Here is a 23,758-nt window from a genome sequence, read left to right as displayed (position 1 = left end):
AGCGACTGTGATTTAAATACTGCCACCGGGGAGGATGGTGAACCCGACATCAACCATCTTGGGCGTCACCGCCTCTCCGCACAGCCGAGCCAATAAGCGCTCGGCACCGATTTGCCCCATACGCTCACGGGGTGTCAGTACGCTGGCCAGTTTCGGCACCATCGACTGGCCAATATCATGGCCGTGAAAACCGGCAATCGCCATATCATGTGGGATAGATAGTCCTTGACGCTGGCATTCAAATACCGCACCAATCGCCAAGTCATCATTGGTACAAAAAATACTATCGATCTGCGGGTAGCTCGCTTGCGCTTCGCGTAGCAGCTCAGCCCCTGCCGAATATGATGATGAGCGGCTGGTCATCACACTTATCGGAAGCAGACCTGACTCATACATTGCCTGCTCATAACCTTGCTGCTTAATCACCGTTCGTTCATCCTGACGCGCGCCGAAGTAAACCACATGACGATGCCCTTTGGCGATAATCTGTTGTGTCATCTGCCTTGCCGCTTCAAAGTTATTAAAACCCACGGCCAAATCAATACACGGCGAAATACAATCCATCAGCTCAATAACTGGAATCCCCGCGACCTCAATCATTTTCAATGTACGGGCTGTATGGTGGCGTTCGGAGAGGATTAAGCCATCAATATTATAAGAGAGTAACGAGGTTAGCCGCTGCTCTTCACGTTCTTTTTGATAGCCATAGTGCGCCAGCATGGTTTGGTAGCCATGTGCATCCGTCACACTCTCAATACCGCGCAAAACCTCGGCAAACACCTGATTAGTTAATGACGGCAACAGCACGCCAATCGCATGGCTGGTGGCATTGGAGAGAATATCGGGGGCACGGTTGGGGATATAACCCAGTTCATCCAACGCCAAGGCAATTTTTACCTGCAATGCAGCCGAAACCTGTTCCGGATTACGCAAATAGCGGCTGACGGTCATTTTAGTAACCCCCACCATATCGGCGACGTCTTGTAGCACTGGCCTTTTTTTCTTCATTATCAATGAGCTGAGGCAGGGTGGGTGGGATATGATTCTAGCAAAAAAAAGGGTATAACGCGATGCGTATACCCTTTATTACTCAGGACTATCAAACTTAAACTGGCGGTAAATCAAACAATAAAATTTCGCTGTCTTCATCCGCATGAATCGAAAGCGCAGTTTCATCCCAGATGGCGAAGGCATCGCTAGTTCCGGCCTGGTGACCATTGATAGATACTTTACCGCGCACCACCTGTATCCAGATGCGGCGCTCTGCCTGAATCTGATAAATCGACGTCTCTTCGCGTTTCAATGCCCAGCGCCATAATGTCATGTCCTGGAACACTTTCAATGAACCATCACGAGCATCCGGTGACAGCACCAGTTGACGGCCTTGTGGATTATCAAACATCTGCTGTTCATAACGCGGCTCAAGCCCAGTTTTATTTGGAATAATCCAGATCTGATATAGATGCAGCGGTTGATCGTCACGGCCATTATATTCTGAATGACGAATACCAGTACCGGCGCTCATAATCTGGAACTCACCGGCATGGATCTGCTCTTTGTTGCCCATGCTGTCCTGATGTTCAACAGTACCAGACAGCACATAGGTCAGGATCTCCATATCTTTATGTGGATGAGTTCCAAACCCCTGCCCGGCATCAATAACATCTTCGTTAATGACTCGCAGTGCTGAAAAACCCATAAATTCTGGGTCGTAATAATCGGCGAATGAGAAGGTGTGCCAGCTATCCAGCCAACCGTGATTAGCATGGCCACGTTCTTCTGCTTTGCGTAAATAGATCATGTTCAGTTCTCCTCAACGTTTTCTTTAGTCTAGATATCGCGTGAGAATATGAAAGCGCAAAAAACTCATCCCTCTATTCAAAAAATTCGACCGACTCGAATAGAGAACAATAAATGATTTGGATTTGAAGCTATTAGAGTGAAAATTATTGTGGAATTTAGCGATATCGCCGTTTTCGAATAGAGGATTTGAAGTAAAAATAGCAAAAAAAAAGCCAGCACCCGGCTGGCTAAGTAAACACTGGAAGCAATGTGAGCAATGTCGTGCCTTCGTCATGTGAACACCTAAACTCTGATGCCTCATCTGAAAGCACGGCAATGATAATCATTATCACTCTCACTTGTAAAGTGTTTTTTTTAGCCAATACCAATATTATTGACTCACGTAAAAAAATTGTTACTTTATTAGATTATTCAAACAGTAAGAGTAAGGGTATGTTTATGACAAATGTGCAGATACGCCATGTGGAATCCACCGATTATCCGGCTTTGCAGCAGTTATTTTCTCATCCACAGGTTTATCGCGACACATTACAGCTCCCCCTACCTCCTGAAGATATGTGGGCTAAAAAGATTAAGGACATTCCTGTGGGAATGCATAATCTGGTGGCTTGTATAGACGGGGAAATTGTCGGGCAACTTACTGTTGAAGCGAATCAACGAGCTCGCCGCCGCCATGTGGCAACTTTTGGTATTGCCGTTGCAGCAAATTTTTGCGGTAAGGGTATCGGCAGTCGTCTGATGGCGGCCATGATTGATTTATGTGATAACTGGCTGAATATACAACGTATTGAGCTGACGGTGTTTGTCGACAACGCAGCAGCGATCGCACTTTACCATAAGTTTGGTTTTGAAATTGAGGGCACCAGCCCGCGCTTTGCTTTCCGCGATGGCCAGCATGTTGATGCACATCATATGGGCCGAGTCAGGGTATCAGCCTGACCATTAGGGGATAGTGAATGAATCTATCCCCCTGCGGTTAAAACTAGATTCCTGCGGTTTCTTTAATATAACGGCGTGCTTTTACTGCATACTCGAACGGGTTGGCAATAGCGGGATCCTGCTCTGCTTCAACCACCATCCAGCCCTGATAGCCTTTCTCATCCAATAGTTTAAACACCGGCCTAAAATCAATCACGCCATCACCCGGAACAGTGAACATGCCTTTTTTCACGCCATCAAGGAAACTGCGTTTTTTGGTTTTAACATCAGCCACGATTTCATCACGCACATCTTTTAAATGGATATGATTAATACGTGGCAGGTATTTCTCCAAAATAGCTAACATTGCTTCCTGGCTACCCTCAGAAACATAAGCATGGCCGGTATCAAATAGCAGATAGACATCATCATTAACCATACTCATATAACGATCTATTTCTTCGGTGGTTTGAATACCGGTTCCCATATGGTGATGCAAACACACTTGCATCCCTTTAGTGGCAGCTATTTTGGCTAATGCATTATAACCATCAGCAACTCGCTGCCATTCCACATCAGTAAAGTAAGGCTTTTCTTCAAAAACAGCTTTTGTAGTTCCTTGAATACTTTTACTTTGTTCTGAGCAACCAATCACTTTTGCACCCATCGCATGAAGGAAGTTCATATGATTAGTGAATTCATCAATGGTTTTAGCCTGCAGGTCATCGGCAAAGAAAGTGCTGAACCATGCATTACAAATCTGCATACCACGCAGCTCAAGCATGGGCTTAAGTATTTTAGGATCTCGTGGATATTTACTGCCGACTTCGCAACCAGTGAATCCGGCAAGCGCCATTTCACTGATACATTGCTGGAAGGTATTTTCTTTCCCTAACTCCGGCATATCATCGTTCGTCCAGCCAATAGGGGCGATTGCCAATTTCACACGTTCTTTATTCATAATAAACCTCTGCGATACATCTAATTTATACAGATGAATACAATTAAAAGGTGATTAATTGCCCGTCTTTTAATACAGAAAATAATCTTTATAGAAGAATAAGGTTTCTTTTTTGCCTAAAAATCAGATTGTTATACGGTCTTATTTACCCAGCAATTCACGCTCAATTCTCTCGCGGGTGGCGACAGCCTGATGCACCATTTTTTCCGGATAACCAAACAGTGAGGTCGCAATAATAGATTCTCCGCCAACTTTAAAAGTGCGGTTGGCAAAATCCATATCGCGCAGCGCCTGAAATAAAGCAGAGAAATCGACTTCCCCCTCACCAATACCAACATGTTGATGAATAACCGCATCCACACCCGGCGGATTGACAATATAACGGCAGTGTTTGGTGTGATTCATGGTATCGGCAACCAATACATGGGAGAGGTCGTCACCGGCATATTTCAGCATATTGGCAATATCGCCTTTGCCTTTATCGTAGAAAAAAGTATGCGGCACGCTATACAGATACTTCACGTTATCACTGCGGAGTGATTTAACCAGATCCACAGTTTCATTATTCTCTTCGCAGAAATCCCACGGATGCGATTGAATCTCTACGCGAATACCTTCGCGCTCGATAATCGGCAATAGCTCTTCCATCGAGCGATACCACATCTCTTCGCAAATTTCAGGTTCGTTTGGATCACCGGAAAGCTCGGTGTTAATGACTGAAACACCCATTTCAACAGCAATTTCAATCATTCTCTTCCAATTGGTTACCGCCGCCTGACGCCTCGCCTCTAGTGGCCCAGACCAGCGATAGACCACGATGAATGACGATATTTGGACACCGGTTTCTTTTAGTGCTTTCTTATATTCAGCAACGACTTCACGCCCTGCTTTGGGGTGTTTATAAAAAGGATTAAGCTGCGGATGTGGCGACTGCTCAATATAGTCATATCCCCAATCTGCTACCTGACGAACCATCTTGGTAATACCCAAGTATTTAATGACATCAACATCAAATGCAATCTTCATAACGCTCCCAGTTTAAGGTGAGAGATATTGACGGTTTACTCTCAACATGGGCCTTGCAATGCAATGCGACCACATAGAAGTGAGGCACAGGTAGCAGGTATTGATATCACTTGTCGTAAAAGACAGGCCGTGGCGGCAGACTCACAGGGACAATCTCACCGTTGCTTTGTGCTGCGATACAGGCATCTGCCGTAACAGCGGCAGCATAGCCATCCCAGGCAGAAGGCCCGGTGAGTTTCTCAGCCAGCACATCGTTGATAAAAGCTTGCAGTTCAACATCATAGGCATCGATAAAGCGATCTTTCCAATCGACCAGGATCTCATGTGATAACCGCGCGTCACTACGTAACAGAACCGATGAAGGCTCAGGTAGTTTTGCAATACCGCTATCCCCTACCACTTCACATTGAATATCATAGCCATATTGGCAGTTCACGAAGATTTCTACATCAATACGCGTTCCTTTAGCCGTTTCAAATAAAACGACTTGCGGGTCTCTTAGGTGCGCTTTGGCATGTTTGGCTTTACGTGGGAAAACTACCTGAACAGAGATATAGTCATCGTCCAATAGCCAGCGCAGCACATCGATCTCATGAATTAATGTATCGGTAATCGCCATATCAGTTTTATAGTTATCGCCCACCCTTGGGTTACGGTGAGCACAGTGCAACATTAATGGCTCACCAATTTTCCCGCTGGTAATGACATCTTTCAGCGCACGATAACCTTGATCATAAGGGCGCATAAAACCGACCTGAACCAGACGTTTCCCCTGTGCTGCTTCTGCTTCGACTATCCGTTTACATCCTTCAGCAGTAACTGCCAACGGCTTTTCGCAGAAAACATATTTACCTGCGGCGATAGCTGCCAGAACGAATTCTTCATGACTTGGCCCCCAAGACGTAACCAATACTGCATCAACTTCTTTTGCATTAATCACTTCATGACCATCGGCGTAAACATTCGCTTCGATACCCAAATCACGAATAACCTGCGTAGCCTGTTCTCGATTGATATCAGTAACCGCGACCACACGGCCACCCTGTAAAACCTTACTGCAACGGCGAATATGATCCTGACCAATAGCGCCCGTTCCGATCACACCAATATTTAGCGACATATTATTTTCCTTATGAAGTTTCGGTTTGCAGGTTATACCTGCTCGTTGTACGACTTCACATCCAGGTCAAACACACCCAAAAATTTGAATTTGTTGGGTATAATCTGTTTATTGCTTATTTAATCAGCACTAATAATCGCGGGCTTTAGCGATATTTTTTTCCAGTTCCCGAACAACAGCGTCAGTCCTTTTACTTTCAGAAACCTGAGCTACCCCGACTCGCCACCAACTCAGGTATTTATGTACCATCGTCTTTGGCAGCACTTTTATGTCTATCAAGGTAGAAATAGTCTGTAAACGAGCATCAGCCAGCGCGTCAATCAGCTGTTGCTCTGTGGAAACCCGATATGTTTTACAGCCATAGGCGGCAGCTAGCATTGCGAAATCTACTGGGACAAACCCACCATCGAGTTGACCCGTTTCCTGATTACGGAAGCGGAACTCGGTGGCATAGCTGTCCATGCCGTGTTCCATCTGAAGATTGTTTATGCAGCCATTCGTCATGTTATCGAACAAGACAACGTTGATTTTGCAGCGCTCCTGAATCGAAGTGACCAGTTCGGAGTGCAGCATCATAAAAGCACCATCGCCTACCAGTGAATAGACTTCGCGGCCCGGTTCAGCCAGCTTCACCCCCAACGCAGCACTGACTTCATAGCCCATGCAGGAATAACCATACTCAACGTGATAGCCATTATTCCCTTTCGTACGCCACACGCGTTGTAAATCGCCGGGTAAGCTACCTGCGGCCGCAACAATGACAGCGTCTTGAGGTAATTGATGATTTAGAATGCCCAGTACCTGGCTTTGTGTCAGGAATGAGCCGGTTTTATTGATAAACTCAGCAAACACCTGATCTCGATCCAGATGATCATTAATTTCAGGCGTGAAGCCTTCGCCACTGTACTCCACCTGATAAACCCGCCCAGTCTCCGCCAATTGTTCAGCGCGCATTTGGGCTATTTCTCCTTCCCAGCCAGCTTGATAGCCGGTGTGGGCTAACTCCTGATGTAGCGCTGCCAAAGCTTCACGAGCATCAGCCAGCAATTGCAAACCATCCAGTTTGCCGGCATCGAAAGCACTAACGTTAATATTCAGAAATGATACATCGGGATTTTGGAATAACCATTTTGATGAAGTGGTAAAGTCGGTATAACGTGTGCCAACGCCAATAACCAAATCGGCCTGTTTTGCCAAGGTATTGGCGGCCAGGCACCCTGTTTCACCAATACCGCCGAGATTCAATTCATGTTCAGAGCTGATAGTCCCTTTACCCGCCTGTGTTTCGACCCACGGCAGACCAAAACACTCTGCAAATTGTTGTAATGCCACACCTGCCTGCGAGTATTTCACCCCGCCGCCACACACCAGAATCGGTTTACGTTTGGAGGTTAGCAGTGCGATGGCATCGGCCAACATAGCTGAACTCGGTGGACGGCGATCGAGGCGATGGACTCTTTTTTGGAAGAAATAATCTGGGTAATCATAGGCTTCTGCCTGAACGTCCTGTGGCAGACTCAGGGTCACAGCCCCTGTTTCAGCCGGGTCAGTCAGTACCCGCATTGCATTAATACATGCACTCATCAGTTGTTCTGGCCGGACAATGCGATCCCAGTATTTACTAACGGGCCTGAATGCATCGTTGGTGCTAATGCTCAAATCATGGGATTGTTCTATCTGTTGTAACACCGGATCGGGTTGGCGTGATGCGAATACGTCACCGGGAAGCAGTAATAGGGGTATACGGTTGGCCGTCGCCGTAGCAGCAGCGGTGATAAGGTTGGCACTGCCTGGGCCGATAGAGGATGTGCAGGCATAAATTTGCTGGCGAAGTTTTTGTTTGGCAAAACCGGTGGCCGCATGAGCCATACCTTGTTCATTTCGCCCCTGATGGACCACCAGGTCGCCACAGTTCTGTTCAAGCGCCTGCCCCATTCCCAGCACGTTTCCGTGACCAAAAATCGCAAAAATGCCTTTGATAAACTTGATGTCCTGACCATCGACTTGCAGATATTGATTATCCAAAAAGCGGACTAATGCCTGTGCGGTGGTAAGCCGAATCTTATTCATTAACTCATCCTTTGCTCTGTTTACGCAGCACCACGGTGGCCAGGAGCCTTAGCCTTCCCCCTGATTGTGCGTGCCGGTGAGAAGTGGCAGACCTGATAGCTTGCGCTACGCTGACGACAGTAAGGTGGAACATTGCAGAGATTATAAACAAATATTTTTTTCATAAAACGGAATTACAGAAGAAATATTTCATTATGCGATGAAGATCAAATAATAAAGTAACAATAGAAAACAAAGAACATCTGATCACAAGCATAAGACGACCTGGATGCCACCGACCGAGGTAAGCATATAACATAATGATATTATTGGTTTATAACTTGCTTTATCTTACTACATCAGTCTCGATTCGCTTATCCATAAGCAGCCCATACATACGCCGAAACATCTATTTTCAGAGGTGATATAAGGCTTTTATCCTCATCACATAACTGGGCAATAAATTTCATTTAATCTTGAGTTTGAAATTTTTATTCCTCATACTACTTTCAGAAACGCGATTACAGGCACATCTCATTGGTCATTTTTCGGGTCGATACTCAACGTCATTAGAATTGCAGGTAGGCTGCAAGTAGACACATCCCGATAAGCTTACTCAAGGTAAGTGGTTCGGGTAGTAAATCTGCCGAGAGCAGATTTGAACGCAGCTAACACCCCAGCAACTTCAAGGACAAAGGGTATATTTAATACAGAAGGAAATGGGTATGGGTACACAACACAAAGTGCTGGATGTCATTTGTATTGGTCGTATTGCCGTCGATTTTTATGGGCAACAGATCGGTGCCCGGCTGGAAGACACCAGTACATTTGCCAAATATTTGGGGGGGTCGTCCGGCAATGTTGCTTATGGGACGGCAATTCAGGGCCTGAGGTCAGGTATGCTGGCGCGTGTGGGTGATGAACATATGGGCCGTTTCCTGCGCGAGGAGCTACAACGTGTTGGAGCCGATACTCAATTTCTGATTACAGATAAACATCGGCTAACTGGTCTGGTCATTCTTGGCATTAAGGATCAAGAGACTTTCCCACTCATTTTTTACCGTGATAACTGCGCAGATATGGCATTAACTCCTGATGATATTGATGAGTCTTATATCTCGTCATCGCGAGCACTGGCCATCACCGGCACACATCTTTCTCACCAGAATACCCGGGCCGCGGTGTTGAAAGCATTGAAATACGCACATAAGCATGGCCTGCGGACAGCGCTGGATATCGATTATCGCCCCGTGTTATGGGGCCTGACGTCACTTGGCGACGGTGAAACACGTTTCATTGAATCGCAGAAAGTGACGCAAGAATTGCAAGAAGTGTTGCATCATTTCAATTTAATTGTCGGCACAGAAGAAGAATTCCACATTGCAGGGGGCAGTACCGATACGCTGATCGCCCTCCAGAATGTACGTAAAGCCACGCAGGCCACACTGGTTTGTAAGCGCGGAGCTCAAGGTTGCTCGGTGTTTGAAGGTGAAATACCGTCCAGCTGGCAGTTAGTCAAATTGCACTCTGGTGTCCGTGTCGAGGTTCTTAATGTGCTAGGTGCCGGTGATGCATTTATGTCCGGTTTACTGCGTGGATACATGAATGATGAAGGCTGGGAGCAAGCTTGTCGCTATGCAAATGCCTGCGGTGCACTGGTGGTTTCACGTCATGGCTGTGCCCCTGCGATGCCAACAAAAATAGAACTGGATGATTACCTTAGCCGCGAGCATTCTGTTCCGCGACCCGATCGCGACCCCCGACTCAACCACCTGCATCGAGTCACCACACGTAAACAACAGTGGCCAGAGCTTTGTGTGTTTGCTTTTGACCACCGCAAACAGTTGGCTGATATGGCCCATGACGCCGGCGTGAGCGAAGACCGAATTCCTAAACTGAAGACATTGCTACTACGAGCGGCACAGCAAGCGGCCAAAGAGTCTGGGTTGGAGAATAATAGCGGGATTTTGGCCGATACCACTTATGGCCAAGAGGCACTGAATGCCATTACGGGTCAAGGCTGGTGGATAGGCCGCCCAATTGAGCTACCCAGTTCCAGGCCGTTACGGCTTGAGCATGGCAATATTGGTTCACAATTAATCGACTGGCCACTAGAACATGTTGTGAAATGCCTGGTTTTTTATCATCCACACGATAGTGCTGAACTGCGCCAGCAACAAGATGAACTGATTCTTGATGTTTATAGCGGGTGCTGTAAGTCCGGGCATGAACTGCTATTGGAAATTATTTTACCTGATGACGATAAAGATAAGGACGAGAGCTACTACATTGAAACTATGGAGCATTTTTATCAGCTTGGTATTCAACCAGACTGGTGGAAGCTACCGCCTTTGAGTGCAGAAAACTGGCAACAGGTGGGTAAACTGCTTGAAACCAATGACCCCTATTGCCGCGGTGTCTTAATTCTTGGTTTAGATTCACCACAAGCGCAACTTAAAGCCGGATTTGCCGCAGCAGCACATGCTCCGTGGGTCAAAGGTTTTGCCGTCGGCCGAACCATTTTCGGCCAGGCATCACGTCAATGGCTGCAAGGCGAATTAGACGATACCGGGCTGATGACACAAGTGAAACAAAATTACCAAACGTTGATCGGCTATTGGCGTGAATATCGCCCCGCAGTTTGAATTAAAACCTCACTATCGGCGCTGGCGTCATTCTGTGTCAGCGCCCTCATTATGCCGCCATCTGCACTGTTTATTGCTCATAAAGCCGTAAAAATCCTGATATCTATCAAATTTAATAAAGGAATATCTTTAGATTTCATCCATTTCTATTAATATGGTTTCGTAAATTAATTAAAGTTGCGATGAAATAAAAGCAAATACCAACATCAATAAATGAAATTTTCCAACCATCTGTTAGAATATCTAATAGATAACCCCTGAATTTTCCTCTGCCGTGGGCCGAATGGATGAATAACCCAACTCAACTTTCATTGTTACAAGACCAAATTCGTCAACGTTACGAGACACTAAGTAAGCGCTTAAAACAAGTTGCCCGTTATATATTGGATAATAGTAATAGCATTGCATTTGATACGGTTGCTTCCATTGCGGCTCAAGCCAGTGTACCGCCCTCAACACTCATTCGATTTGCTAATGCCTTTGGTTTCAGTGGCTTTAACGAAATGAAACAGGTATTCCGCCAGCATTTGATGGAGGAAACGGTTAACTATACCGAGCGAGCACGGTTATTCCGTCAAACCTCGACAGATGGCAACACCGCACCAGAAAGCCCATCTGAAATCCTGAATGTTTTTACTATGGTAAACTCACAAGCGCTGCAACAATTGGCACAACAAACCAGTGCAGAACAGTTAGAGCGCGCAGTTGAACTGCTGAAGAATGCTGAAAACATCTACGTAATCGGCCTTCGCCGCTCTTTTAGCGTCGCGTCTTATCTGGCCTATGCGTTACGCCATCTGGAACGTCGCGCTTTCCTGATTGATGGTTTAGGGGGAATGTTCGCTGAACAACTGAGCATGGTGAAACCAAAGGACGTTGTGATAGCCATTAGTTATTCACCCTATGCGCAAGAAGCCTTAGAGTTGGTGGAGCTAGGGGCTAAAAGTGGTGCGCAACAAATTGTAATCACGGATAGCCAAGTTAGCCCATTAGTTGCTTTTAGTGATGTGTGTTTTGTCATAAGAGAGGCACAAATTGATGGATTCCGTTCGCAGGTAGCCTCAATGTGCCTGGCACAGACGCTGGCTGTTTCGCTGGCACTGAATAACGCAAAAGCCTAAGGCACCAAGTAGTATGAATGGGCTTTTTGCATCTGGGAAGTGGGTAGGACTCTCCCTACCCATCCAATTAATACATGACAAAAACTACAGACTCCTCTCCACGGGATAGTGATCACTGTTGATCCAGGCGTGACCTTTCTCCCATGTAAATTTCCATAGCCGTACCGGCCCTGCCATCACATTTAAATAATAATTGTCGTAACCTGCCAAGGTTGCTACTGGGTGATAGCCTCTTGGTACTTTTACTACGTCACGGTCATAAACCGCCATACACTCATCTAACGAACGATCGTCAGTATAAACTCGCTGCATACAAAAACCCTGCTCAGGGTTCAGCCGATGATAATAAGTTTCTTCGAGGTAGGTTTCATCCGTCGCATTTTCCTGATCGTGTTTATGGCTAGGGTATGAGCTGGTATTTCCCTCATCTGTATATACCTCGACCACCAGTAAACTGTCAGCCGCCGCATTATCCGGTAAAATATTATGTACCAAACGCTGATTGCGCCCCTTGCCGCGCCGCTCGACCCCTACTTCAGCAGGGGTGATCAGGCGGGAAGGCAAATGCCCCTTACCGGGTGCACGGCATACCGCCAGCTCTAGATCCGTCTCTGCCACTACCTTCGCATGGTCATGATGCGGAACATACACAGAATAAGGTGGCGTTCGCTCAAACGGGCTCATGCGCTTACCGATATGCGGATATTCTGCTCGCAGAGTTGAGACCGAAGCAATCCCGGAAATCAGTACCAGACAAAGTTCATTATTACGGCAGTCCAGAGTCAGAGTCTTCCCTGCCGTAAGGCGATAAACATCGAACCCGACAAAACGCCAACCCGCATTCTCTGGAGAAATGTGCTGAATACGGCCATTCGCATCCGGTGACTGACATTTGGCAAGCAGTGAAGACATAATGACTCTCCTGTTAATAACATGAAATTATTCAGACCAATGCCATCAGACACCATTAGCCTAGCGTAGGCATACTGTATTCGGAAACAGTTTTCTGACCCGTTGGCCAACGGGCTGTGGTTGTTTTCATCCGAGTATAAAAACGCACGCCATCGGTGCCGTGGACATTCAGTGCACCAAATACGGAACGTTTCCAGCCACCAAAACTGTGAAACGCCATCGGCACCGGAACAGGCACATTGACGCCCACCATACCGGCCTGAACCTCATGAGCAAACAAGCGCGCATAATGGCCACTGCTAGTAAAAATGGCACTCCCATTGCCAAACTCATGGCTATTGACCGTCTCAATAGCGGTTTTGTAGTCAGGCACTCTCACAATACCCAGTACTGGGCCAAAGATCTCTTCACGGTAAATTTTCATCTCTGGCGTGACATGATCAAACAGCGTGCCGCCTACATAATAGCCATGCTCATAGCCATCAACCTTATAATTACGGCCATCCGTAATCAGTGTCGCCCCCTCTTTCACACCTTGATCAATGTAACCGAGGACTTTTTTCTGATGAGTTGCGGAAATCAATGGCCCCATTTCATTTTCTTCACCACCCTGCTGCAAACCTGGGCCAACACGTAAGCGGGCAATAAGTGGTTTTAGTTTTTCAATTAATTTATCCGCTGTGTCATCACCGACGACAACAGCAATGGGTAACGCCATACAACGTTCGCCCGCCGAACCAAATGCGCCGCCCATCAGCGCATTTACCGTCGCATCCAAATCCGCATCAGGCATGATAATCGCTTGGTTTTTTGCCGCTCCAAAGGCTTGAACCCGCTTGCCGTGTGCGCTGGCCGTGGTATAGATATGTTCTGCTACAGTGGACGACCCGACAAAGCTTACCGCCTGAATTCGGGGATCAGTGCAAAGTTGAGCGGCATTTTCATTTGCACAATGTATGACATTGAACACACCATCAGGTAAACCGGCTTCTGTCAGCAACTCAGCCAACCGCACTGATGCCGAAGGATCTACTACCGGTGGCTTCAGGATGAAGGTATTACCGCAAGTTAATGCCACAGGGAACATCCACATTGGCACCATTGCGGGGAAGTTAAATGGCGTTATCCCGGCCACGACACCCAACGGTTGCATCATTGAGAAGCTATCAACTCCCGTGCCAACATCTGCGGAATATTCGCCTTTCAATAAATGAGGAATACCGCAAGCAAACTCAACAACCTCCAGGCCACGGGTAATTTCGCCCAAAGCATCGGAATAGACTTTACCGTGCTCGCGAACAATCAATTCGGCTAGCTCGTCACGGTGTTGTTCAATCAATACTTTGAAATTAAACATAATACGGGCACGGCGCAAAGGCGTGGTTTGCGACCATCTAGCAAACGCCTGATGAGCAACACCAATAGCCTGACTGACCTCTTCAGCCGTACTTTGCGTAACCTGGCTTTCGACTTTACCGGTGGCTGGATTATGAATATCGGCTGTCTGATTGCTGGAACTCAGGGAATTCTTCCCGCCAATAAAATTGCTCACGATTTTCATGTCTAACCCTCTCTCAATAGCTGCAATCGCAAGGTTCGCTCAAAGTGGCTTTTACCAGACACCTCATTCCTAACGGACCATACGCTCAATCAATAAGGGCTATCTTGTTGTGGGACCAAAATAGCCAGCAAGGCGGCCAGCCGCCAAACGAGCAAGAAACCAGCCGATATGCAGATCTTATGCTATTGAAAAAAAAGTTTCAAATAACTTTCTTTGGAAATTTTGTTTTGTGCGATGTATCGCAAGTTCCTGCAAGTGCAATAAACAATAACCCAAAAAGCCAGATAGCCCGCGCAGTAAGCTTATCAGGCTGAAATGTCTTAGTACCTCGCTATAAATAAGCTGCTAATATTAAAAAAACAGCCTGACTAATGAGAATGAGAGCGCTTTTGCAGTCTGCAATTTGAGCTGAATCGAAAAATTAATATTTCGTTATTTAATATAAATGAAATAAATGTTTTCATTTGACGCGACACCAAGAAGAGACTTCTCACCCGGATTTACCACAGCAGGAGCAGACCACCATGTCCATCGCGCAAAGCCGTTTCTGTATTAATCGCAAAATTGCCTCAAAACTCAGCATTGAGAGATTTTTCCATCTGGTCAAAAAGTGTGGCTTGAATAAGGTTGAGCTACGTAACGATATGGCAGGTGGCAAAGTAACTGACGACCTCACCGTTGCACAACTCAATGCACTGGCAGATGAATACGAAATTGAAATCATTACTATTAATGCATTGCAATATTTCAACCTGCCTGAGCAGAAAATTACTCTGCTCCAAGAGGCCGAAGCCCTATTGAAACTGGCACGAGATATCAATTGCGGCGGGATCATTCTATGCCCAAACTGTAGTGCTAGTGACCGGCGTTCAGCAGAGCAAAAAGAACAAGATACGTTAGATGCGTTACTGCTGTTGGCCCCCCTGTTTAAAAAATATCAGGTCACCGGGTTGATTGAGCCATTAGGTTTCGGTATTAGTTCATTGCGTTCTCATCTGTTAACGCAAACCATTATTCGCAAATCGGCAGCCCCTTACAAAATAGTCTTGGATACTTTCCATTACTATCTAAGTGATATCGCTCAGGCTGAATTTGATGCACACATTGACGTCGATACCATTGGCTTGGTGCATATTTCCGGCGTCGAAGAAACACGCTTAAAATCCACGCTGACCGATGAAGACCGCATCATGCTTAGCTCTCAAGACAAACTTAACAGTAAACAACAAGTCGCTAATCTTGAACGACTTGGCTACAAGGGGATATATGCTTTTGAACCATTCTCATCACAACTGAACATATGGTCAGAGGCCGATATTGAGCGAGAGATTCATCAAAGCATTGCCTATTTGCAAAGTTGATAGCTCTGATTTAAATCCCGGCCCGGTGTATTGACAGTTAATTCCATCGGTAAATCTGGCCGACTAAAGAGTATGCACATTGTTGAATATTAACAAAGAAGGGATACTTTTGATGCGTTTCCCTTCTCTGCTAAGAATAGCAAAACATATAATCACCAATTGTTTTTATTATATTCAGTTGGTTATGAGTATTACCTTATATCTCCTTGTTGTTACCACGAATCGGCAAACCGCCTTGCTAAGTTGTGACCTTCTGAAATGGTAGCTATCGAGCGAACAACCAAAACGTAGCTAATACAAAGCTCCGGCATGTCCAACTCAAACTCTTTATCGCTCCCAAGTTTATCCATTATTACTGTGTAGTGACCAACTCATGCAGTACCCGCAGACAGTCAGCCTGAGAGTTTCATGTTCTGCGCTTCGCCAAAAGCTGTCATTTTCACCAGGTGTTATGGGTGAAATATTACGTTGTGCGCAAACTTTACTTTTGCTTCACAGTCGCCAATGCTTGCGCACAAGCCCATGCAGAACTCCATGCCCATTGGAAGTTATAACCGCCCAACCAACCGGAGACATCAACCACTTCGCCAATAAAATACAATCCTGGCACTTTATGGGTTTCCATCGTTTTGGAGGATAGCTCCTGCGTGTCCACACCGCCGATGGTGACCTCGGCGGTACGGTAACCTTCTGTTCCATTAGGTTGTACCCGCCATTGCTGAAGATTTGTCACCAGTACTGCCTGTTGCGGTGCATTTAATTGTTTCAGCGTGACATCCGGTAGTTGTTCCAATGTCTGTAGGCACTCCACCAACCGTTTAGGTAACAACTGTGCCAAAGTATTCTTTAGCGTCTGATTAGGATGCGCTTGTCGCTCATTATTGAGGAAGGCATCTAAATCGGTGTCAGGAAGTAAGTTAATGCTCACATACTCCCCAGCTTGCCAATAGCTAGATAGTTGCAAGATAGCTGGCCCAGAAAGTCCACGATGAGTAAATAAAATACTCTCACGGAAGCAGACACCATTTTCCGCAGTGACCACTGCCGGAACTGAAACACCAGAGAGCGTTTGCAAGTGGTCTAGCAACGGTTTATGCAGGGTGAAAGGCACCAATGCCGCGCGGGTCGGTAATACTTTCAAACCAAACTGTTCTGCCAGCTTGTAGCCGAATGGTGAAGCCCCTAATCCAGGCATAGACAAGCCACCAGAAGCAACCACCAGTGAGTTAGCGCTCACTTTCATATCATTAATATCTAATACGAAACCGGTGTCGCTCTTCTCAACCGACAGAATATTGCAACGTAACCGGACAGTGATTTGTCCCAGCTCACACTCTTTCAATAGCAGCTCAACGACTTGTTGAGCTGAGTCGTCGCAGAACAACTGCCCCAACGTCTTTTCATGCCAGGCAATGCCATAGCGATTCATCAGGTCGATGAAATCCCATTGGGTATAACGTGCCAGTGCCGATTTACAAAAGTGAGGGTTCTGTGACAGATAGGCCACAGGTTCGACAAACATATTGGTGAAATTGCACCGGCCACCACCTGACATCAGTATCTTACGGCCCGCTTTTTTGCCGTTATCCACCAACAGCACACGGCATCCAGCTTGCCCGGCTTGAGCTGCACAAAACAACCCCGCAGCACCCGCACCTATCACTACCACATCAAACTGTTCCACACTGGGCCTCATTGAGTAAAATCATCATCGCTGCAAAATTGCCCACTTTTAGCGGGTTATCGTAATATTTAGTACATTCAACCGACAAATTAACGGAGAGAGATTGTAAGTCGCGCACCGAAAGTAAACCATAGTAAGAAAATGTCTCATAGGGTAAAACCAAGTAACTTGCTGATATAAAATACATATATGGCTCGCAAGCACCATTTTATCTGCGGTCATGTCAAAAAAAGGTCATATTTTCCTTTTCCCCACCCCCCATTGTCACTGATAATGCGCCGCGTTCATGTCCACAAACTGGCGTAACACTTATGCTACATCTTTTCGCTGGCCTGGATTTCCATACCGGCCTAATGTTAGTTCTTGCTTTGTTGTTCGTGCTGTTTTACGAAGCCATCAATGGTTTTCATGATACAGCCAATGCGGTTGCGACCGTAATCTATACCCGTGCCATGCGTTCACAGGTTGCTGTGGTGATGGCAGGGGTGTTTAACTTCCTCGGCGTGATGCTGGGTGGCCTGAGCGTGGCTTATGCCATTGTTCATTTACTGCCTACTGATCTGCTGTTAAACGTGAGTTCGGCACACGGGTTGGCCATGGTCTTCTCGATGCTACTGGCGGCGATTATCTGGAATTTGGGTACTTGGTATTTCGGTATCCCGGCCTCCAGTTCTCATACGCTGATTGGTGCTATCATCGGTATTGGTTTAACCAATGCATTAATGACCAGTACATCTGTAGTGGATGCACTGAACGTTCCTAAGATGATACAAATCTTCCTGTCATTAATCTTATCCCCGATTGTGGGTTTGGTTATTGCGGGCTTGATGGTGTTCCTGTTACGTCGTTACTGGAACGGAACCAAGAAGCAGCAACGTATTCATCTGACCCCCGCTGAACGTGAAAAGAAAGACGGTAAACGTAAACCGCCATTCTGGACCCGTACTGCACTGATCATTTCAGCTATCGGCGTGAGTTTCTCTCACGGCGCTAACGATGGTCAGAAAGGGATTGGCTTGATCATGCTGGTATTAATCGGTGTGGCTCCGGCCGGGTTTGTCGTGAATATGAATGCAACGGGTTATGATATTGCACGCACCCGCGATGCAGTGACCCACTTGCAACAATTCTATCAGCAACACGGTGAAGTATTACCTCATGCCGTCGCGTTGAAACCACTGGTTCCTGCACCGGAAGCGCTGCCGGATACACCGACACAGTTCCATTGTGACAACTCACGAGCCATGATCGCTATTGACCATGCACAGGCGCTGCTGACGAATCTGCAAAGCTATGATGACCTTACGGTCGATCAACGCAGCCATATGCGCCGCTTGCTGATGTGCGTCGCAGAAACCGCAGGGACTGTTGCCAAGCTGCCAGAAACCAACGCGGAAGATCGCCGTTTCCTTAACAATCTGCGTAAAGATCTGTTGGAAACTGTGGAATATGCACCAACCTGGATTATCGTCGCCGTCGCTCTGGCCCTCTCTTTGGGTACTATGATCGGCTGGAAACGTGTGGCAGTGACCATCGGTGAGAAGATCGGTAAGAAAGGCATGACTTACGCACAAGGGGTTTCTGCCCAGATGACTGCGGCGGTCTCTATCGGTATTGCAAGTTATACCGGTATGCCAGTATCGACGACTCAAGTGCTCTCTTCAGCGGTTGCCGGAACCATGTTGGTTGATGGCGGAGGCGTGCAGAGTAAGACGGTGAAGAACATTATGTTGGCATGGGTCTTAACCTTACCAATCTCTATTGTTCTTTCCGGTGGATTATACTGGGTGGCACTGAAGTTCATCTAAGCCCGGTTAAACGTATTGTATCCCGTTGCGCCTTGGTGCGTAACGGTGATACAGCCAGGCTGTGATAAGTAAAAAGGCGGCCTAATCAGGCCGCCTTTTTTAACTCTTTTCTGCCGATAATTCATACTAATACCACAACATTAAAGCCACCAAACTAACGACTATCAAGCCACACAATGCACTGGTTAATATAAACTGGCCGCGTAATCTCTCACAACGACGGATAAATTCTGGATCATGATGATCAAGATAACGTTGCGCAAAGATATAACCGACCAATCTAATCTGTTTGCTTGGCTGGCCGTGAGAAGTGAAAAATCCGCCCCCATCGACATATTGATACAGCAACGGGTCACAGCCACGCAATACTACTAACAAGGCACGTAGAGATGAGAAATACCGTGCCATATTAATCACACATACCACACACAAAGCCCAAAAAAGCGCGACGGTACTGATCATAATCATCCTCCCAGCGATATCATACGCACCAGATCCATTGCTCTGAATCCTTGCGCTATCGCTCACTCTAGCCGATACAAACACCCCCAGGGCTTCAAAAGTCACCCCCTATCGTTCGTTTTGTTGACCGTGGATCGACGCGCATTTAATCGACACACTATTCGAACGTGTAGGACTCCCTTTATGAGTGTAGGAAATGAAATGGAAAATAGCCTGATAATCTCTAATTTAGGACTATTTCTTCTTTTGTTAAGCACCGATTAATTTTAACTTATAGATGAATTATGTAGCATATAATGGCTGGCAAACCAGAGAAAGACCGGTTAAATATTAATCTTCCTTAACTAAATTACATTTATGTTACTTACCAATCTTGTAATTTATATGTACATCGCAAATATGAAATTCCCTTAATCAGGTGGGTTTATCAGCGCTATACTTAATACAATGATCCGCGTTGAATTCAATCAGCCAGGTTTACTCAGGGGCAATTATCGATAGGATTTGGTCACTTCTTGGTGTAAAACAGCATAGAGTTACTTTAGTGATCATCATCAAAACAGTGTGTTGTGATCCATGAAACACTTCAGTTAGGGGTCATAATGATACTATGCAGATATCGCGTTAGCACCCGTTCGGCAGGTTGAATGTTTGCTTACCCATTAATTAACATTATGGAAGGAGTTTACTTATGGCTTACAAACACATTCTGATTGCGGTTGATCTCTCTCCGGAAAGCAAGGTGTTGGTGGAAAAAGCGGTTTCGATGGCCAGACCGTACAATGCCAAAGTTTCCCTGATCCATGTCGATGTTAACTACTCTGATCTCTACACCGGCCTTATTGATGTCAATCTTGGTGATATGCAAAAACGCATCTCTGAAGAAACCCACAATGCGCTAACCGAGCTTTCGCAAAATGCAGGTTACCCCATTGAGCAAACCCTCAGTGGTAGCGGCGATTTAGGGCAGGTATTGGTTGATGCCATTAAGAAATACGATATGGACTTGGTGTTATGCGGCCATCATCAAGATTTCTGGAGCAAACTGATGTCTTCAGCACGCCAGCTCATCAATACCGTGCACGTCGATATGCTCATTGTGCCACTGCGCGATGACGACGGTGAAGACGATTAAATTTCACGAATATAAACCTGTTTAGCTTAAACGCCCGCCCCTTGCGGGCGTTTTTAATGGTGGGTTCTCCCCGCCACTCATTGATAACCCAGCTAAGTTTTTGTCAAAATCCCTTGCTGTATGAATATAAACCAGTGATATAGTCGATGATGCACAACATCGTCTCCTCACTATTTTTATAATAATAATCGTTCGAAAGAATTGTCGGGAGAGTCTTAATTGGTACAAGGAATTCGTGATGAATGGTTTAACCTCTCTGGAGTCATTTTTAGAATCTTTACAACAACGTGATGCCAACCAACCAGAATATCTCCAGGCCGTGCGTGAAGTTTTTACGTCGCTTTGGCCCTTTCTGGAGCAAAACCCCCATTACCGAGAACAAAGCCTGCTGGAACGTTTAGTCGAGCCAGAGCGTGTGATTCAGTTCCGTGTCGCCTGGAGTGACGATCAGGGTAAAGTTCAGGTTAACCGCGCCTGGCGGGTGCAGTTTAGTTCAGCCATTGGCCCTTATAAGGGCGGGATGCGTTTCCACCCTTCAGTAAACTTATCAATCCTTAAATTTCTCGGTTTTGAGCAGACGTTTAAAAACGCCCTGACTACCCTGCCAATGGGCGGCGGCAAAGGCGGTTCTGATTTTAATCCAAAAGGAAAAAGTCAGGCTGAAGTGATGCGTTTTTGTCAGGCGCTGATGACCGAGCTTTACCGTCATCTCGGCCCGGATACCGATATTCCGGCTGGTGATATTGGTGTCGGTGGGCGTGAAGTGGCCTTTATGGCCGGTATGATGAAAAAACTATCGAATAACACCTCTTGCGTCTTCACCGGTAAAGGACTTTCCTTTGGTGGCAGCTTGATTCGCCCTGAAGCCACAGGTTACGGCTTGGTCTATTTCACTGACGCCATGCTAAAACGCCACGGTTTAGGTTTTGAAGGGCGGAAAGTCTCGGTTTCCGGTGCCGGTAACGTGGCGCAATACACCATCGAAAAAGCGATGGCATTGGGTGCGCGAGTGATTACGGCCTCAGACTCCGGTGGCACAGTGGTTGACGAAGCGGGCTTCACGCCAGAAAAACTGGCTCATTTGGCTGAGATTAAAAACAAACGTTATGGCAGTATCGAAGATTATGCCCGCGAACGTAATCTGGTCTATTTAGCCAACCAACAGCCGTGGAGTGTGCCGGTTGATATTGCCCTGCCTTGCGCAACTCAGAACGAGCTGGATCTACCTGCTGCGCGTCTGCTGATTGCCAATGGGGTTAAAGCCGTTGCCGAAGGCGCTAATATGCCAACAACCATTCAGGCAACCGATGCATTCCTCGATGCCGGTGTGCTGTTTGCACCAGGTAAAGCCGCCAATGCCGGTGGTGTTGCCACATCGGGCCTGGAAATGGCACAGAATGCTGCTCGCTTGAGCTGGAAGTCAGAAAAAGTTGATGTTCGTTTGCACCACATCATGCTGGATATTCATCAGTCATGTGTTGAATACGGCGGCGAAGGTAAGCAAACCCATTATGTTCATGGCGCGAATATCGCCGCTTTTGTCAAAGTGGCCGATGCCATGTTAGCTCAAGGCGTGCTGTAAATAATAAGACTCCCATATTCTTTGAGAAAAATATTGATAAGAGTATGGGAGGTTTATACCAAGTTATATTCATTCTTAACATACATAATAGTTAATATATTCATCTCAGAATTTCTCTTTAAGATTTCGCTTATGTAAAATATTCATCCTATCAGTAATATCACTCCCTCACATTAATATGCACCAAAATATATCACTTATAATCATTAAGGAATGGCTATGTCCAGGGACGAATTAAGCGAGAATATTAACACTATAGATAATGGTAAAATAATAGATATTAATAATAAATCAAAAAATATAAATCTCTCAGCGATAACCCATAGTGAGCAATGGGAGTATAAAGATCATAATGACATAACTATTGTAACCTACTCATTTAGTCAGAATATTTCACAAGAATATCATGGTTATAGACTTAAAAATGATGCTCCGATCTCTGCTCTTAATCAGTTTCAAAGATCTCAGACCAGAATTGCAATGCAGAGTATATCTGATGTCGCTGATATCAGGTTTATTGAAGTCAATGAAGGTATTAATGCTAATATTCCCATCGTAAATGTTCATCCCGCAGAGCCTATTAATGTCGCGGGTTATGCACATATCCCGAGTACAAGAAACCTCACCCCGGTATGTATTAATGCCGACTATTCTGAGAATCTCATACCAACTCAATCAAACTTTGGCGGTCATGTTTTTACTCATGAAATCTTACATGCTCTTGGCCTAAAACACACCCATGACACGGCTGGGTTGACACAACGGAGCAGCGTAATGAGCTATCGTTCTGAATGGTCTTCAGGTGCAGACTATGATGGTCATTATGCATCTATGCCACAACTGTACGATATCACCGCACTCCAATATCTTTATGGTGCCAATATGCACACCCGCACGGGTCATGATATTTATACCTATTCACACCACACGCCAATACTCTGTATATGGGATGCAGGTGGGACTGATATGCTTGATTATTCTGATCAAAACCAAGATCAAGTTATCAACCTTACCGCAGGGAGCTTTTCTAACGTAGGTGGATTAGCAGGGAATGTCTCTATTGCCTATGGCGTAGTGATTGAGAATGCCATTGGCGGTAGTGGCAATGATGAATTGCTTGGTAATGAAAGTGTTAATGTTCTGGCTAGCGGAGGCGGCGACGATAAATTATCTGGCGGCGGCGGTGCCGACCAACTTTGGGGCGGCAAAGGGCATGATACTTTTATCTACCGTCGTGCTGAGGATTCTTTAACCATATCATCTGACACTATTCATGATTTTGAAGTGGGCAAAGATAAAATCGATTTATCGGCTCTTTCTCTACAGGAGAATAAGATTAGGCTAGCGGATAAACTCAGCTTTAGCGGTTATACCGAGATAGTGCAGCAGTATGATGATATTTCTAATATTACCTATCTGATGATTGATTTTAATCCGCAAGTTAGCAAATGCGATATGATGATAAAACTAACGGGTAAACATCAACTGTCTTTAAATAACTTTATATTTACCCCACGACTGGCCCTATAGCGTTCAGATATATAATTAAATCAATATATGTTGCCTTGTTATTTACGGCAACATATACCAAACCACTTACCCTATATAAC

General features: G+C 45.9%; 18 protein-coding genes. 8 read left to right on the top strand and 10 right to left on the bottom strand.

Translation table 11 applies throughout. From position 1 onward, the window contains the following. Positions 1 to 12: 12 nt before the first annotated feature. The gene (gene gntR, locus AT01_RS13035) at positions 13 to 1,008 is read right to left on the bottom strand and encodes a gluconate operon transcriptional repressor GntR (protein ID WP_042547455.1); all 996 of its coding nucleotides are present in this window, start codon (positions 1,006 to 1,008) and stop codon (positions 13 to 15) included. Between the two features lie 97 nt (positions 1,009 to 1,105). Further along, positions 1,106 to 1,801, bottom strand: a complete 696-nt coding sequence (locus tag AT01_RS13030; protein WP_042547454.1) for a pirin family protein — start codon at positions 1,799 to 1,801, stop codon at positions 1,106 to 1,108. Positions 1,802 to 2,241: 440 nt separating this feature from the next. Between AT01_RS13030 and AT01_RS13025 the strand changes: the two genes are divergently transcribed. Continuing rightward, complete coding sequence (locus AT01_RS13025) at positions 2,242 to 2,742, top strand: GNAT family N-acetyltransferase (RefSeq protein WP_042548618.1); 501 nt, start codon at positions 2,242 to 2,244, stop codon at positions 2,740 to 2,742. A 43-nt stretch (positions 2,743 to 2,785) separates the two neighbouring features. Here the strand turns inward: AT01_RS13025 and iolE are convergent, their stop codons facing one another. The 4 genes from iolE to iolD form a co-directional block, all read right to left on the bottom strand. Next, positions 2,786 to 3,682 (bottom strand): myo-inosose-2 dehydratase, encoded by an 897-nt coding sequence (gene iolE / locus AT01_RS13020; RefSeq protein ID WP_042547453.1) that lies wholly within the window; start codon positions 3,680 to 3,682, stop codon positions 2,786 to 2,788. A 141-nt stretch (positions 3,683 to 3,823) separates the two neighbouring features. Then, the gene (locus AT01_RS13015; protein WP_042547452.1) at positions 3,824 to 4,708 is read right to left on the bottom strand and encodes a sugar phosphate isomerase/epimerase family protein; all 885 of its coding nucleotides are present in this window, start codon (positions 4,706 to 4,708) and stop codon (positions 3,824 to 3,826) included. 106 nt (positions 4,709 to 4,814) lie between these two features. Then, positions 4,815 to 5,828 (bottom strand): Gfo/Idh/MocA family protein, encoded by a 1,014-nt coding sequence (locus tag AT01_RS13010; RefSeq protein WP_004699620.1) that lies wholly within the window; start codon positions 5,826 to 5,828, stop codon positions 4,815 to 4,817. Positions 5,829 to 5,957: 129 nt separating this feature from the next. Further along, a complete protein-coding gene (gene iolD / locus AT01_RS13005) occupies positions 5,958 to 7,898 on the bottom strand; it encodes a 3D-(3,5/4)-trihydroxycyclohexane-1,2-dione acylhydrolase (decyclizing) (RefSeq protein WP_042547451.1) in 1,941 nt (646 codons plus the stop codon). Between the two features lie 704 nt (positions 7,899 to 8,602). Between iolD and AT01_RS13000 the strand changes: the two genes are divergently transcribed. Then, entirely contained in the window at positions 8,603 to 10,522 is a 1,920-nt protein-coding gene (locus tag AT01_RS13000; RefSeq protein WP_042547450.1) for a bifunctional 5-dehydro-2-deoxygluconokinase/5-dehydro-2-deoxyphosphogluconate aldolase, read from the top strand. Between the two features lie 287 nt (positions 10,523 to 10,809). Further along, positions 10,810 to 11,643 (top strand): MurR/RpiR family transcriptional regulator, encoded by an 834-nt coding sequence (locus tag AT01_RS12995; protein WP_004699613.1) that lies wholly within the window; start codon positions 10,810 to 10,812, stop codon positions 11,641 to 11,643. 84 nt (positions 11,644 to 11,727) lie between these two features. Here the strand turns inward: AT01_RS12995 and iolB are convergent, their stop codons facing one another. Next, a complete protein-coding gene (iolB, locus tag AT01_RS12990) occupies positions 11,728 to 12,555 on the bottom strand; it encodes a 5-deoxy-glucuronate isomerase (RefSeq protein ID WP_042547449.1) in 828 nt (275 codons plus the stop codon). Between the two features lie 55 nt (positions 12,556 to 12,610). Further along, on the bottom strand, positions 12,611 to 14,116 hold the full coding sequence (locus AT01_RS12985; protein WP_042547448.1) for a CoA-acylating methylmalonate-semialdehyde dehydrogenase: 1,506 nt from the start codon (positions 14,114 to 14,116) through the stop codon (positions 12,611 to 12,613). A gap of 524 nt (positions 14,117 to 14,640) precedes the next feature. Here AT01_RS12985 and AT01_RS12975 point away from each other — a divergent pair. Then, entirely contained in the window at positions 14,641 to 15,477 is an 837-nt protein-coding gene (locus AT01_RS12975; protein WP_042547446.1) for a sugar phosphate isomerase/epimerase family protein, read from the top strand. A 481-nt stretch (positions 15,478 to 15,958) separates the two neighbouring features. Here AT01_RS12975 and AT01_RS12970 read toward each other — a convergent pair whose 3' ends face one another. Beyond that, positions 15,959 to 17,161 carry a BaiN/RdsA family NAD(P)/FAD-dependent oxidoreductase gene (locus AT01_RS12970; protein ID WP_042547445.1) on the bottom strand — a complete coding sequence of 401 codons (1,203 nt, stop codon included), beginning with the start codon at positions 17,159 to 17,161 and terminating at the stop codon, positions 15,959 to 15,961. Positions 17,162 to 17,472: 311 nt separating this feature from the next. Here AT01_RS12970 and pitA point away from each other — a divergent pair, with 311 nt between their 5' ends. Next, positions 17,473 to 18,969, top strand: a complete 1,497-nt coding sequence (pitA, locus tag AT01_RS12965; RefSeq protein ID WP_042547444.1) for an inorganic phosphate transporter PitA — start codon at positions 17,473 to 17,475, stop codon at positions 18,967 to 18,969. Between the two features lie 126 nt (positions 18,970 to 19,095). Here the strand turns inward: pitA and uspB are convergent, their stop codons facing one another. After that, positions 19,096 to 19,431, bottom strand: a complete 336-nt coding sequence (uspB, locus tag AT01_RS12960) for a universal stress protein UspB (protein WP_004699600.1) — start codon at positions 19,429 to 19,431, stop codon at positions 19,096 to 19,098. A gap of 691 nt (positions 19,432 to 20,122) precedes the next feature. On the opposite strand from uspB, the gene uspA reads away from it, so the two are divergent. The 3 genes from uspA (at position 20,123) to AT01_RS12945 (ending at position 23,678) form a co-directional block, all read left to right on the top strand. Then, positions 20,123 to 20,566 carry a universal stress protein UspA gene (uspA, locus tag AT01_RS12955; RefSeq protein ID WP_004699598.1) on the top strand — a complete coding sequence of 148 codons (444 nt, stop codon included), beginning with the start codon at positions 20,123 to 20,125 and terminating at the stop codon, positions 20,564 to 20,566. A 238-nt stretch (positions 20,567 to 20,804) separates the two neighbouring features. Continuing rightward, the gene (gene gdhA / locus AT01_RS12950; RefSeq protein ID WP_004699597.1) at positions 20,805 to 22,148 is read left to right on the top strand and encodes an NADP-specific glutamate dehydrogenase; all 1,344 of its coding nucleotides are present in this window, start codon (positions 20,805 to 20,807) and stop codon (positions 22,146 to 22,148) included. A 219-nt stretch (positions 22,149 to 22,367) separates the two neighbouring features. Then, complete coding sequence (locus AT01_RS12945; protein WP_042547443.1) at positions 22,368 to 23,678, top strand: M10 family metallopeptidase; 1,311 nt, start codon at positions 22,368 to 22,370, stop codon at positions 23,676 to 23,678. The last annotated feature ends 80 nt before the right edge of the window (positions 23,679 to 23,758 follow it).

This window comes from Yersinia aldovae 670-83 (assembly GCF_000834395.1).
Classification (GTDB): domain Bacteria; phylum Pseudomonadota; class Gammaproteobacteria; order Enterobacterales; family Enterobacteriaceae; genus Yersinia; species Yersinia aldovae.
Note: the sequence above shows the minus strand (reverse complement) of the source record. Positions and strands in the feature narration are given on the sequence as shown.